Here is a 13,781-nt window from a genome sequence, read left to right on the forward strand (position 1 = left end):
TTATTTTTGTAGAAATTTAAATTAGTTAATCATGTTTGCAGAATTTGCATTTCCCATATTTGAACGTTCTATAAAAGAATATCACATTATTGATGATGTATACCAACCAACACAAAATCCTTATGAAAAAGGAACAATTGAGCATTTATTATATGCTAAAAATTGGGTTGACACGGTACAATGGCATTATGAAGATATTATTCGTGATCCGCAAATTGACCCTGTAGCAGCTTTAGATTTAAAACGTAAAATCGATGCTTCTAACCAAGTTCGTACCGATATGGTAGAATATATAGATAGCTATTTTCTTCAAAAATATGTAGATGTTCAGGTAAAACCAAATGCAAAAATTAATACTGAAAGTCCAGCTTGGGCAATTGATAGATTGTCTATTTTAGCTTTGAAAATTTACCATATGAATGAAGAAGCAACTCGTGTAGAAGCTTCAGCAGAACATAGAGCAAAATGTCAAGTAAAATTAGACGTTTTATTGGACCAAAAAAATGATATGTTTGCTTCTATTAGTCAGTTGATTGAAGATATCGAAAACGGTGATAAATACATGAAAGTATACAAACAAATGAAAATGTACAACGACGAAGAATTAAATCCGGTTTTGTACCAAAATAAAAAGTAGTCATCGAAAAGATGCCTAATCCAAAACATATTTTAGTAATAAGGCTCTCAGCCATGGGTGATGTTGCCATGACAGTCCCAGTGTTGAGAGTTTTTTCTATGCAATATCCTGAAACTAAAATTACAGTTGTTTCAAGACCCTTTTTTAAACCTTTTTTTAATGATATTCCTAATGTGAATTTCTTTGCAGTAGATTTAAACAAAAGGCACAAAGGTTTTTTAGGCTTATTAAAACTGTTTTCCGATTTAAAAAAAATAAAAATTGATTATGTCGCCGATTTACATAATGTCTTGCGTTCCAAAATCATTCGAACCTTGTTTCTACTTTTCGGAAAAAAAGTAGCAGCAACTGACAAAGGCAGAAAAGCAAAAAAAGAACTTACAAGACTTGAAAACAAGATTTTTCAACCTGTAAAATCCATGTTTAAAAATCATCTGGAAACATTTAATAAGTTAGGTTTTCCAGTAGACTTAAATCAACCAACTTTCCCTAAAAAAGCAACTTTATCAGAAGCAATTTTGAATGAAATTTCTTTTTCTCAAGAGTTAAAGAAAATAGGAATAGCTCCTTTTGCACAATATGAAAGCAAAGTCTATCCTTTGGATTTAATGCAACAAGTTATTGATGATTTGGCTACTAATTCAAATCATATAATTTATCTCTTTGGAGGTGGAAAAAAAGAAATTGAACTATTAAACCAATTGCAAAATAACCATAGAAATGTTATTGTATTAGCTGGTAAATTTAATTTGGAACAAGAATTAACCATCATTTCAAATCTTGACGTTATGTTGTCTATGGATTCTGGAAATGCTCATATTGCAGCCATGTTAGGTGTAAAAGTAATTACACTTTGGGGAGCTACTCATCCTTATGCAGGTTTTAAACCCTTCAATCAACCCGATGAATATTGCATAACTTCGGATAGAGAGCAATTCCCATTATTACCAACATCCATTTACGGAAACAAAAAAGTAATAGGCTATGAAAATGCAATGCGAACTATTTTACCAGAAACAGTTGTTGCAAAAATTAAAGGTGTTATTGCTTAATAGTAGATTCTAATTCTTTCAAAATTATCGCTCTCGTTTTTAGCTTTACTTCTTGTCTTTTTTCAAGTGTTAATCCACTCGTTTCAATAAAAGAATGCACTTTAACACGCATTCTACCTGTTGTTCCACTAAAAAAACGAAATGGAAAACGCTTCTTATTATCAATAAAAGTCATAGGAACAATAGGAATTTGGTGTTCGATAGCCAAACGAAAAGCACCGTCTTTAAATTCGTCCAAAACTATGTTTTCATCATCAGGAACACCACCTTCTGGAAAAATACAAATACTCAATCCTTGTTCTAATCTTTTTTGAGCCAACTCAAATACTTTAAAACGGCTTTTGCTACTACTTCTGTCTACCATAATACAAACACGTTTGAAAAAGAAACCAAAAACTGGAATTTTAGCCAATTCTTTTTTCCCTACAAACACAAACGGATTCTTTTTTACAACAAGTAACATTAGCATGATGTCTAACATCGAAGTATGATTGGCCACCAACATATAACTTTTTCCTTTCTCTAATTTTTGTTCGAAATCCACTTTATAATAAAACCCCATTCCATATAAAATTATTTTCGCCCAAAAACGAGCTAAAAAGAAGAATTGCGGATACGTTTTTTCACTAAGAATTGTAAGAAATAGGATTGGAAACAAAACGATAATGGGAATAATAACCAAAAGGTAAAACCAAATTCTCCAAACTATCCAAAAAGCATATTTTAGTATTTTCATATATTAGAAACCAAACATTAGTAAATTGTTTAAACCATTTTCCTGCTATTCGTTTTATCTTTTAAACTTGGTTTAAAAGGATGCCACTACTATCAGGAGTAGTCTCAAACAATAGGCATTTTAAAAAATCTCATTCAAAAATAACAATATTATTCAACCTTTTCAGAATAACCTTTTACCATTTCTGCAAAAGTGCTATTTTTGTGGTAAACAACAAGAAAAATGTCAAAAATTTTAACTGGAATTCAAAGTACAGGAACTCCACATTTAGGTAATTTATTAGGTGCGATTTTACCAGCAATTGAAATGGCAAATAATCCTGCTAATGAATCTTTTCTTTTCATTGCCGATTTACATTCAATCACGCAAATAAAAGATGGAAAAACTTTAAGAGCAAATACGTATAGTGTGGCTGCAACTTGGCTTGCTTGTGGTTTAGATATTGATAGAGCTGTTTTTTACCGTCAGTCAGATGTACCACAAACAGCTGAGTTATCTTGGTATTTAAGTTGTTTTTTTCCATATCAAAGATTAACATTAGCTCATTCTTTCAAAGATAAAAAAGAAACACTGGAAGATATTAATGCTGGTTTGTTTACATATCCTATGTTAATGGCGGCTGATATTTTATTATATGATGCAGAAGTTGTTCCTGTTGGTAAAGATCAAAAACAACACATAGAAATAACTAGAGTTGTAGCTGAAAAATTTAACAATCAAATGGGAGAAACTTTTGTTCTACCAGAAGCAAAAATTGACGAGAACATCATGTTAATTCCTGGAACAGATGGAAATAAAATGAGTAAGTCTAGAAACAACACCATTAATATTTTTTTAGATGACAAAGCTTTACGCAAACAAATAATGACTATCCAAACGGATAGCACACCATTAGAAGAACCTAAGAACCCAGATACGTGTAATTGCTTTGCATTATATAAATTATTAGCAAAACCAGAACAAACAGCAGTTATGAGAGCTAATTATTTAGGAGGAAATTATGGTTACGGTCATGCCAAACAAGCACTATTTGAATTGATAGTAGAAAAATTCGCAACAGTAAGAGAGAAATACAATTACTACATCAACAACCTAGAAGAAGTAGATGCTTTACTAAAAGAAGGAGCTGCAAAAGCAAGTATTGTGGCTAATGGTGTTTTAGGAAGAGTAAGAGAGAAATTAGGATACTGAAATAACTAGAAGTTAGAAACTAGAAATAGGAAAAGCAGTTCGATAGAGCTGCTTTTTATTTTTTTGTGATTTCTTTTGAAACCCATTTGCCATTTTTCTTCTCAGAAACAACCTCTATTGTATAAGGTAAACAACCAAAAGGATATAATTTAAAAAAAGCCTTAGATTTATCTTTATTAAAAAAAACTCTTGTTACACTAACCATTGCTGAAAGATTTCTATCAAAAATAAATTCTCCCATAGAAGCAATAGTGTCATTTTCTAAAAGTTTTATCTTTAAAGTAGATTTTACTATTTCATTGTTTTTGATTTCTCTTTCTTTTAAGCTATGTAGAACTATCTGCTTTTGGCTTATAGAATCAAATTCTGATTTATTAATGGGGAACATAGTAGTATTTAATCCAATTTCTATTTTATGAAATTCTAAAGCTAATTTTCTTAAACTATCTCTTTGTTTATTTATTGACTCAATCATCTTCTCATCTGATAATGATTTATCATTGTGTTTTTCAAAATCTTCATTTGGAGGAGGTGGAGCAGGAAGTTTGAGACTTATGAATTTTACTATTATTTGAGGCAAAACATCACACAAAACTGCTGCTTCGAGTTGTTCGTAGGTTTTTTGTGCTTCTTTTGTCTTTTCTTGACAATTAAAAAAAATCAATACAAGTAACAATGAAAATATTATTTTTTTAATCATATTCTACTATTTCTTTAACAATCCATTTATTTTTTTCTTCTAAATAATAACAAGAAACTTTCTTTAAATCGTTATATTGAAAAACTTCAAAGTAAGCATTCTCTTTAGGTTTATCTATTAAAACTCTACTCAGACCAATTACTCTTAAGTTTGGATTGTTTCTAATTTCACCTTCAAAAATGGAATCTTTTGGAATAGTTTTAATATTTACTGAACAAGTTAAAAAATCGCTACTATAAATTACTCTAGTATTTAATGAATCACATAATGGAAAAAAATAATTTTCTGTCCCTTTAATTTTTTCTAAAGTAATACTCCATAAAGAATCTACAATTCCAAAGGTTGCTTTTTTATGTTTAGGAATAAGTTTTATAAAACTGTCTCTCGCTTTTGAAATTTGAGAATTTAAGATTTTCCAATTGTTAGTATTTGTCGTATTAATACTATCTAATTGTTTTTTAGAAAAGGTTTTACTATTTGTTTCAAATGGTGGTGGTGGAATTATAGGTTGTTTTTTATAATAATCTTTAATCACGTCAGGTAAAACATCAGATAAAACTTCTGCTTCAAGTTCTTCGTAGGTTTTTTCTACAACTTTTGTTTTTTCTAGGCAATTGATAAAAAATAAGGATAGAATAAAAATAAAAGCACCTTTTCTCATAAAACGATATTTATAAGAAAAGGTACTTCAAAAATTAAGCCGAATTTACAAGATACTGAAACAAGTTCAGCATGACAAAGATAAACTATGCCGAATTTCGACTCGCATTAATATTACCAAATAAAGAACGCATTACGATTTTTTCATAAACAGCAATTTGCTTTTCATCTGGTTTTGGACTTTCTTTTAATTCTTTAATTTTCAGTAAAGCATATTGTTGGATTGTCAATAATGGCAGCACAATTTTTTCTCGCATTGCTACGGAAGCTTTTCCATCTGGATAGTTTTCCATTAATTCAGTGAATCCTGATATTTTTAATAATAAACGTTTGGTTTCCAAATATTCAGTATGAATAATGGTCCAAAAAGAACCATATTCTGGATCATTCTTCATGTAAGCTGTTAACGGAAAGAATGATTTGCTTAAAGCCATCATACTATTTTCCAATAACGTTTTAAAGAATAACGAATTATTATATAAGTTTTGTACATCTTCCCAAGTTCCGTTTTCTTCAAAACTTTTTAAAGCTGTTCCTACACCAAAAAAGCCAGGTACATTTTGTTTTAATTGACTCCAAGAACCTACAAAAGGAATCGCTCTTAAATCGTCTAAATTTAATTCTGTAGATTGTTTTCTTTTTGCGGGACGACTGCCAATATTAGTCTTCGCATAATAATTCAACGTACTCATATTTTCTAGATAAGGTACAAATTTAGGATGACTTTTAAAATCAATGTATTTTTGGTAACTAATTTCAGAAAGCTTTTGCATCACTTCTTTTTCCTTAACAGTCAAATGATTCTCTTGATGATGAAACACTTGATTATTGGCTCCAGCACTCAATAAATTTTCTAAATTATAACGACAAGAATCCATGGTTCCAAAATTAGAACTAATAGTTTGTCCTTGGACGGTTAATTGAATTTGTTTGTTTTCAATTTCTGGACCTAAAGAAGCATAAAATTGGTGTGTTTTTCCACCACCACGAGCTGGTGGTCCACCACGACCATCAAAAAAGACAACTTTGATGTTGTATTTTCTAGACATTGCAGAAATAGCCGTTTTTGCATTGTATATTCCCCAATTAGCCATTAAATAACCACCATCTTTAGTTCCGTCAGAAAAACCTAACATAATAGTTTGCTGGTTTCCTCTACTAGCTAAATGTGCTTTGTAAGTTGGGTTTGTATATAATTGTTCCATTACCTGATCTGCTTTTTGCAAATCTTCAACACTTTCAAATAAAGGGACAATGTCTACAGGTGGGTTTTTCCAATTGGTTAAACGGAATAAAGCCAGAGCTTCCATTACATTTAAAGCACTTTCATTATTACTAATGATATAACGGTTGCAACCGAATTCTCCATTTTTTTCTTGAATGGTTTTGATGGCTCTTATAGAACCTAGAGTAGACTTCGTTCCTTCATCTGTAAAATCGTTTTCATTTAAATTAGCGGTAATTGTTGAAAGGATAGCAATTTTATCTGCTTCGTTCAGTTCATTATAATCTAAAGAAAACAAAGCTGGATTTTTTGATATGATGTCTTGAAAAACAGCTTGATGAATTTTACTATTTTGACGAATATCTAAAGTAGCAAAATGGTAACCAAAAACACTTAGCTTGTTAATCAAATCTTCAATTTCATTTAAATACAAAGATTGATGTTGGTCTATTAAAAGTTGTTTAATTTTATTTAGTTCGGTAGCTAATTCTTTTTTAGTGATAAAAACCGTTCCTTCAGAATAAAAAACCGAACGATATAATTTATTTTCAACACTGCTAACTAATTCTTCTACTCCAGAAAAGGTTAATTTTCTTTTTAATTTTCTAATATCAAGATAATAACATTTTAGAATTGCAGAACGCAATCTATCCGCTACTTTTAAAGTGATTTCAGTGGTTACAAAAGGGTTTCCATCTCTATCTCCACCTGGCCAAAAACCAAGATTAAAAATGTCATTATTTAAATGATCTTTTTTCTCAAAAATATTTTTTTTAATGTATTGCATCATTTCACCAACAGTATGGTAAAATACATTTTCTAAATACCAAATGATACTAACGGCCTCATCAAAAGGAGTTGGTTTTTCTTTTTTGATAAAAGGTGTTTTCCCAAGTTGGGCTAATAATTCTTTAATACTATTAAAGTCATTTGTTTTTACAGCTTCAGTTAAGTCGGTAATGATTCCTAAAACAGAACCTGGATAAAATTGAGTGGGATGCGCAGTTAAAACAGTTCTTACTTTAAAATCATTCAAAAACGAAATTAATTCTTCCTTTTTAAAGCGTTGTTCTGCGCGTTCTTTAATACTTCTCAAAGAACCACTACCTTCCATATTGTTTACTATATCAAAAGCTGAATCTTCAATAGCATCAAACAAAACCACTTGTCGTTCTACATATTGAATAAAACGGAACATTAAATCGATTTTTTCCTTTTCAGAGGCATTTTCTAAATATTTTGAAGCAAAAGTGTCAAAAATTTCTTCCGGACTTTGGTTGTTTTTATACCCTTGTTGGCAAACATCAGAAAATAAAGGCAATAAAACACCTGTATTGTTGATTTCGTCATAAGGTAAAGTGATAAAAATACTGTTATAAATATTAAACTTTGAAGCTACATTTTGTTCGAATCGTTCTAGTTTCGGTAATGAATACATTGTAAATAAATTTTATACTAAAATACATCAATATTTTCAAAGAAACCCGATGATTGTTGTTGTAAATAGAACACAATGTTATTTTTTTATGATTTTTTTAAAGTATTTCGAATATTTTACCTGGTAATGGTCGAATTACACCTTTTAATTCCATATTTAATAAAATGGAGGAGGTTTTAAATATTGGAAAATCGCAATCTAGTGCAATACTATCGATTGTTTCGTTATTTTTTATTTGCAGATAATCGTAAATTTTCTGTTCTTCTTCATTCAAAGAGATGAATAATTGTTTTTGAATTCCTTTTTCTTCTTTTCTGTTTTTTTTACTAATTTCCCAATTTAGCATATAAATTAAATCAGCAGCGGAAGTTAAAACATGAGCTCTTTGTGTTTTGATGAGGTTATTACATCCTTGACTGTACTTGTCAGTAATTCTTCCAGGAACGGCAAAAACATCTCTATTATAATCGTTTGCAATTTGTGCCGTAATTAATGAACCGCCTTTTTCTGCACTTTCTATAACAATGGTGGCTTCGCTCATTCCAGCTACAATTCGATTTCTTTTGACGAAATTTTCTCGATCGGGTTTTGAGTCACTCCAAAATTCGGTTAAAAAGCCACCATTTTCTTCCATTTTTACCATGTATTTCTTATGGATTTTTGGATAAATTTGGTTTAAACCATGCGCTAAAACACCAATAGTTTGTAGTCCAAAATCCATGGATGCTTGATGAGCCACAATATCCACCCCATAAGCAAAACCACTGACTATAATAGGATTTAAAGGAGCTAATTCTTCAATTAGCTTTTTAGTACATTCAGAACCATAAGTAGTTACTTGACGAGTGCCTACAATGCTAATTATTTTTCTGTTAGATAAATCCACATTCCCAGATTGAAAAAGGAGTACTGGAGCATCAAAACAGTGTTTTAATCTTTCAGGATAATTTATATCTTGGTAATACCATAAATTGATATTTTCCTTTTCAATAATTCGTAACTCGTGCTCTGTTTTATGAAAAACGGTTTTATCCTGAATGTTTTTTAGGAATGTTTTTCCAATGCCTTCAATTTTAGCTAAAGTTGTTTTTTTAGCTTTGAAAACTTCCTCTGCAGAACCACAATTTTGGATGAGTTTTTTGGCAAGAATATCGCCTACTCCTTCTACTTGCATTAACGCAAGCGTATAGTATAATTCGTTTTGTAACATGGCGTGTAATAAAAATAATTGGCTTATATATTACACAAATGTAGTTTTTATTTTGGAATTTGCAAATGGATAAAATACTAGTTTTCAGATTTTTTTAAAGCTTCAATTCTTTTTTCTAAGTTCTTTTTGGCTAGTTTTTGAAGGTCTTCAACCGAATCACTTTCATCCATAATTTCTAGACCAAGAAGTGTTTCAATAACATCTTCTTGTGTAACTAAACCACTGAATGAACCATATTCGTCAAGAACAGCAGCCATGTGATTTTTGTTTTCGATTAATTCATCAAATAACTGTGGAATGGGTTGATTTCTTTTGGTTAAAACAATTGGTCTTTTTATAGATTCAAGGGTAGCACTTCCATTGTTATTAATCATTGCTTCTAGTAAATCGGTTTTTAAAACTAACCCAACGATATCATCTGACGAATTTTGATAAATGGGAATTCTAGAAAAACGCAGGTTTTTATTTTCGTTATAAAATGTTTCAATAGAAGTTGAAGCATTAGCAATTTTAACAACAGTTCTAGGTGACATGATATCTTTGGCAAACACAGAATCAAGACTCAATAAATTTTTTAATACTTTGGATTCAGAAGCTTTGAAAACACCTTCTTTTTCGGCTAAATCTGCCATAGCTGAAAAATCGTCTCTACTTAAAATAGAAACATGTCCAGTCCCTCCAATTAACTTTGTGGTAAGTTGTAGTAACCATAAGACTCCTGTAATTCTTAATGGAAAAATTAATATATTCAAGGTATTTGTAGTAAAAGCGGCTAATTGTTTCCAAAATTTTGCCCCAATAGTTTTAGGAATAATTTCAGATAAAATCAAGATTAAAAAAGTCATGATTGAAGAAACAATGGCAACCGCATTATTGCCATTACCAAAGGTTTTTTCAGCTTGTACACCTACTAATATAGCTCCTACAGTATGCGCAACGGTATTCAGAGTAAGTATTGTAATTAATGGTTTGTCTATATCGGCTTTTAAAGCTTCAAGTTTAGTAGCAAAAATTTTTCCATCCCGTTTATTTATGGTTATAAAAGTATGGGTAACACTTAAAAGTACTGCTTCTAAAATGGAACATAGAAAAGAAAAAAAAATAGAAGTAACTGCGTAAATAATTAAAAGGGTCATTAATTTTAATTTTAAAATTCTAAAATAAGCAATAAAAACTGATAATACAAAAGAAATGGGTTGATGTAAATTTTACTGTAACAAAAAAATTACTTCAATAATTTTACAATATCTTTTGCAAAATAACTAGCAATGATATCTGCACCAGCTCTTTTAAACGCAGTGGTTTGTTCTAACATAATAGCATCATGATCTAACCAGCCTTTTTCTGCGGCTGCTTTTATCATAGCATATTCTCCAGAAACTTGATAGACTGCAACAGGAACTTCCGACATGTTTTTTATATCTCGAATTATATCTAAGTAAACAATCCCTGGCTTTACCATTACAATATCAGCACCTTCCTCAATATCCATTCTAGTTTCTCTTATTGCCTCTTTACGATTGTGATAATCCATTTGATAGGTTTTTTTATCTTTTGGAATATCTACTAAGTCTACAGGTGCAGAATCTAATGCATCTCGAAATGGTCCATAAAGAGATGAAGCATATTTAGCACTATAACTCATAATTCCAGTATTAGTAAAATTCTCTTCTTCTAATAATTCTCTCATTTCTAATATTCTACCGTCCATCATATCACTTGGTGCTACAAAATCGGCACCAGCTTTTGCGTGTGATAAGGCCATTTCTGCTAAAATTGAAGAAGAAATGTCGTTTAAAACGATTCCGTTTTCAATAACACCATCATGTCCAAAAGAAGAATAAGGATCTAAAGCAACATCAGTCATAACAATCATTTCCGGAACAGTATTTTTAACAACTTTTATAGCACGTTGCATTAACCCATTAGAATTTAAAGCTTCTGTGCCTTTATTGTCTTTTAAATTGTCAGGAACTTTTACAAAGAGTAAGACAGATTTTAAACCCATTGCCCATAATTCTTTCACTTCTTTTTCTAATAAGTCTAAACTATATCGAAAATAATTAGGCATGGATGGGATTTCTTCTTTAATTCCTTTTCCTTCAACAACAAAAAGAGGTACTAAAAAATCGTTTGGTGTTAGTATGGTTTCGCGAACTAAGGAACGAATGCTTTCATTGGTTCTTAATCGTCTATTTCTTCTTAATGGGAACATAATTTATTTAATTTAAGCCTTTATATAAAGTGTTTTTAATTGTAAAATTTATCAAACAAAGTTAATGAAATTCAAGTAAAGATAATGGCTTACGGATATAGTATTCTTAAATAAAAGTACAAAAAATAAATTATTAATCTTAAGTTTGCAAAATGAAAAGAATTATGATTATAGCCTTGTGTTTTTCCTTAACAAGTTGTTTTGAAATAACAGAAAGAATTAAACATAATAGAGATGAAAGTGGGGATTATAGCCTTATTGTAGATTTTTCTAAATCATGGTTTAGAACAAGGTCTGCAATATGGTTAGAAGAAGTGGATGGAGTAAGTATTCCAAGTGAAGAAGATATTAAAAACAAATTAGCTGATTTTAGAACTCAAGCTTCTAAAATAGAAGGTATTTCTTCAGTTACTACTAAATATGATTTTAAAACTTACATCTTTACTTTTAAGTTTAAATACAGTAATTTAAAAGCACTCAATGCTGTTTTGAATAGCATGAATAAAGAAAATCCAATTACCCATTTTAGTGAATCAAAGGAGAGTTATTTTCAGAGATTTGCATCTTACCCTATTCCAAAAAATTTGGTTAAGAATGATGATAAAAAAGAAGATCTAGAAGACGCTCATATTACAACGATTTATACTTTTGACAAAGAAGTTTCTCAATTTACAAACCCAAACTGTAAACTTTCAAAAAGTAAACAAACCGTTTTTTTAAAACAAAATATATATAGCGTTTTAAAAAACAATACCTTAATGAATAATACAATTTATTTTAATCCATAATTATGAAAAAACAGTTACATGTTTTATTACTACTAGCCAGCACATTTGTTTTTAGTCAATTAACTCCAAAAGAGTTAGATTACTTTGTTCAATTTAATGGAAGTCAATTTTCTAAAAAAGTAAGTTTAGATGAAATTCTAAATCACGATGCTATAAAAAAGATTTCAAATTCTAAATCAGATTTTAATATTAAAGAGTACACTTCTTTAATAAGAATGGATAAGGATATTACTATTCATGGAAATTTTTCGTCTAAAAATATTCCTTTTTATCAAATTACTATTCCGATTAAAAATCGCGAAGAAGTGAGAACTCTTTTAACTAAGAAAAATGAAGAAGATAGAATAAACACTAAGGATTCTATTACTGCGGAAATAATTGATTATGAATTGTATTCGGTTTTTAATGATCCAAAACAAGAATTTTCAATAGCCTGGAATAATGATTATTTAATTTTTATAGAGTTTATTAAACCTATTTCAAACGATAACGGCTATTCTAATCTTTATAATACTTCACCAGTTTATGATGAGGAAGTAATTGAAGTAGCTGAAACAGAAGAAGCAGTTGAATATAATGAGGAAGAATATAGAGAAGAAGAAATTATTATACAATCTACAGAAGTTGAAGATCAGACGGAATGGGAGGAAGTAGAAGTGGTAGAAGCACCTGTTGATGATTATGATTACAATTATAATTATGAAGAAGAAAATAATGAATATTTAAAACAAATCGAAGAGGAAAAACAAAGGAGAAAAGAAATGCAAAATGAACATATTGCTTTTCTTTTTGATGATGGATTTGTTGTTCCAACATCTGATAAAATAAATTTAAAAGCAGACATTTCTGCTTGGGTTAATTATCAATCTGCTTTTAATTCAATGAAAGATTTTTCTGGAATTGTAAAATCAATGGTTGGTGGTTCAAGAGGGTTAAGTTCAGATGATATTGATAGCTTTATTAAAGGAGTTAATTTTAACATGTATTTTGAAAATAAAAATGCTAGAATAGAACAAACAATAGAATATTCAAAATCATTAGCAGACATAATGACTAAAGTGGTAAATCGAAAAATAAATAAAAATATTTTTAAGTATTTCCCAAATCAGACTCCTATGGCTTATATGAGTTATCATATTAATTCTGAAGAATTATTAAGGAATTTCCCATCTATTACTGCACAGATGTATAATGACAATAGATTTTTAAAGAAAGAAGATATGGAAATAGTTACTGATTTAATCAGTACAATGCTAGATGAAAAAGCAATTGCATCCTTATTTGATGGTGACTTTACTGTTTTTCTACACGATATATCTGAACAAGAATATACTTATAAAAGTTATGAATATGATGAAGATTATAATGAGATTGAAGTAGAAAAAACAGATAAAAGAACGACACCTATTTTCACAGTTTTATTTACTTCGACGCATAGAACTATGGGAAATAAACTTTTAGATTTAGCAGAAAGAAGAAAAGTACTTATTAAAGAAAAACAGTTTTATAAAGTAAGAGGTTCTGAGAAAGAGATGGGAGATCTAAGAATAATAAAAGATGGAGATGTTGTAGTTATTACTAATGGACTAAGTTTTATAAGTAATTCAAATTCAAATTTCACGATTAACTTTAAACAACAAATTAAGAAGAATTACATGTTTGGAGATCTTAATTTAAAAAAATTGATGGAAAAATATGCTTCTAAAGAGAACTTAGGAAAGGATGCTTCAAAAATGAGAAAGGTAAGTCAGCAATTTGAAAAAATTGATTTTAAATCTTCAAAAAAAATGGAAAACAACAAGTTACAATTTGAAATGAGTTTACATTCTTCTAGTTCAGATAAAAATATTATTTTACAAACATTAGATTTAGTTACTTTTTTAAGTACTAAATAGTTAAATTTATATTGAAAATTATAAGCAATGATTA

At 29.5% G+C, this 13,781-nt stretch carries 12 protein-coding genes; 5 read left to right on the plus strand and 7 right to left on the minus strand.

Annotated elements, in window-relative coordinates; translation table 11 throughout:
* Positions 1-31: 31 nt before the first annotated feature.
* Positions 32-637 (plus strand): DUF4254 domain-containing protein, encoded by a 606-nt coding sequence (locus FIA58_RS08045; protein ID WP_140961964.1) that lies wholly within the window; start codon positions 32-34, stop codon positions 635-637.
* Between the two features lie 11 nt (positions 638-648).
* Entirely contained in the window at positions 649-1,689 is a 1,041-nt protein-coding gene (locus FIA58_RS08050) for a glycosyltransferase family 9 protein (protein WP_140961965.1), read from the plus strand.
* On the opposite strand, the gene FIA58_RS08055 is transcribed toward FIA58_RS08050, so the two are convergent.
* A complete protein-coding gene (locus tag FIA58_RS08055) occupies positions 1,679-2,425 on the minus strand; it encodes a lysophospholipid acyltransferase family protein (RefSeq protein WP_140961966.1) in 747 nt (248 codons plus the stop codon). The two genes, FIA58_RS08050 and FIA58_RS08055, sit on opposite strands and share 11 nt — an antisense overlap.
* 222 nt (positions 2,426-2,647) lie before the next feature.
* Here FIA58_RS08055 and trpS point away from each other — a divergent pair, with 222 nt between their 5' ends.
* On the plus strand, positions 2,648-3,616 hold the full coding sequence (gene trpS / locus FIA58_RS08060; RefSeq protein WP_140961967.1) for a tryptophan--tRNA ligase: 969 nt from the start codon (positions 2,648-2,650) through the stop codon (positions 3,614-3,616).
* A gap of 55 nt (positions 3,617-3,671) precedes the next feature.
* On the opposite strand, the gene FIA58_RS08065 is transcribed toward trpS, so the two are convergent.
* The 6 genes from FIA58_RS08065 to hemB form a co-directional block, all read right to left on the minus strand.
* A complete protein-coding gene (locus tag FIA58_RS08065; RefSeq protein WP_140961968.1) occupies positions 3,672-4,316 on the minus strand; it encodes a hypothetical protein in 645 nt (214 codons plus the stop codon).
* Complete coding sequence (locus tag FIA58_RS08070; protein ID WP_140961969.1) at positions 4,309-4,977, minus strand: hypothetical protein; 669 nt, start codon at positions 4,975-4,977, stop codon at positions 4,309-4,311. The genes FIA58_RS08065 and FIA58_RS08070 overlap by 8 nt, the downstream gene beginning before the upstream one ends.
* A gap of 85 nt (positions 4,978-5,062) precedes the next feature.
* Positions 5,063-7,639 carry a phosphoenolpyruvate carboxylase gene (locus tag FIA58_RS08075; RefSeq protein ID WP_140961970.1) on the minus strand — a complete coding sequence of 859 codons (2,577 nt, stop codon included), beginning with the start codon at positions 7,637-7,639 and terminating at the stop codon, positions 5,063-5,065.
* A 97-nt stretch (positions 7,640-7,736) separates the two neighbouring features.
* Positions 7,737-8,849: a DNA-processing protein DprA gene (dprA, locus tag FIA58_RS08080; RefSeq protein WP_140961971.1), complete on the minus strand. Its 1,113-nt coding sequence runs from the start codon at positions 8,847-8,849 to the stop codon at positions 7,737-7,739.
* A gap of 77 nt (positions 8,850-8,926) precedes the next feature.
* A complete protein-coding gene (locus FIA58_RS08085) occupies positions 8,927-9,985 on the minus strand; it encodes a CNNM domain-containing protein (RefSeq protein WP_140961972.1) in 1,059 nt (352 codons plus the stop codon).
* 89 nt (positions 9,986-10,074) lie between these two features.
* A complete protein-coding gene (hemB, locus tag FIA58_RS08090) occupies positions 10,075-11,064 on the minus strand; it encodes a porphobilinogen synthase (RefSeq protein WP_140961973.1) in 990 nt (329 codons plus the stop codon).
* A 152-nt stretch (positions 11,065-11,216) separates the two neighbouring features.
* Here hemB and FIA58_RS08095 point away from each other — a divergent pair, with 152 nt between their 5' ends.
* Both FIA58_RS08095 and FIA58_RS08100 read left to right on the plus strand, forming a co-directional pair.
* Positions 11,217-11,852, plus strand: a complete 636-nt coding sequence (locus FIA58_RS08095; protein ID WP_140961974.1) for a hypothetical protein — start codon at positions 11,217-11,219, stop codon at positions 11,850-11,852.
* Positions 11,853-11,854: 2 nt separating this feature from the next.
* Positions 11,855-13,747: a hypothetical protein gene (locus tag FIA58_RS08100; RefSeq protein WP_140961975.1), complete on the plus strand. Its 1,893-nt coding sequence runs from the start codon at positions 11,855-11,857 to the stop codon at positions 13,745-13,747.
* Positions 13,748-13,781 lie beyond the last annotated feature (34 nt).

The organism is Flavobacterium jejuense, from assembly GCF_006491595.2.
Lineage (GTDB): Bacteria > Bacteroidota > Bacteroidia > Flavobacteriales > Flavobacteriaceae > Flavobacterium > Flavobacterium jejuense.

Bases quoted from the DNA above. Each gene is read 5' to 3' on its own strand.
- FIA58_RS08045 (WP_140961964.1), top strand. From the start codon at position 32: ATGTTTGCAGAATTTGCATTTCCCATATTTGAACGTTCTATAAAAGAA.
- FIA58_RS08050 (WP_140961965.1), top strand. From the start codon at position 649: ATGCCTAATCCAAAACATATTTTAGTAATAAGGCTCTCAGCCATGGGT.
- FIA58_RS08055 (WP_140961966.1), bottom strand. From the start codon at position 2,425: ATGAAAATACTAAAATATGCTTTTTGGATAGTTTGGAGAATTTGGTTT.
- trpS (WP_140961967.1), top strand. From the start codon at position 2,648: ATGTCAAAAATTTTAACTGGAATTCAAAGTACAGGAACTCCACATTTA.
- FIA58_RS08065 (WP_140961968.1), bottom strand. From the start codon at position 4,316: ATGATTAAAAAAATAATATTTTCATTGTTACTTGTATTGATTTTTTTT.
- FIA58_RS08070 (WP_140961969.1), bottom strand. From the start codon at position 4,977: ATGAGAAAAGGTGCTTTTATTTTTATTCTATCCTTATTTTTTATCAAT.
- FIA58_RS08075 (WP_140961970.1), bottom strand. From the start codon at position 7,639: ATGTATTCATTACCGAAACTAGAACGATTCGAACAAAATGTAGCTTCA.
- dprA (WP_140961971.1), bottom strand. From the start codon at position 8,849: ATGTTACAAAACGAATTATACTATACGCTTGCGTTAATGCAAGTAGAA.
- FIA58_RS08085 (WP_140961972.1), bottom strand. From the start codon at position 9,985: ATGACCCTTTTAATTATTTACGCAGTTACTTCTATTTTTTTTTCTTTT.
- hemB (WP_140961973.1), bottom strand. From the start codon at position 11,064: ATGTTCCCATTAAGAAGAAATAGACGATTAAGAACCAATGAAAGCATT.
- FIA58_RS08095 (WP_140961974.1), top strand. From the start codon at position 11,217: ATGAAAAGAATTATGATTATAGCCTTGTGTTTTTCCTTAACAAGTTGT.
- FIA58_RS08100 (WP_140961975.1), top strand. From the start codon at position 11,855: ATGAAAAAACAGTTACATGTTTTATTACTACTAGCCAGCACATTTGTT.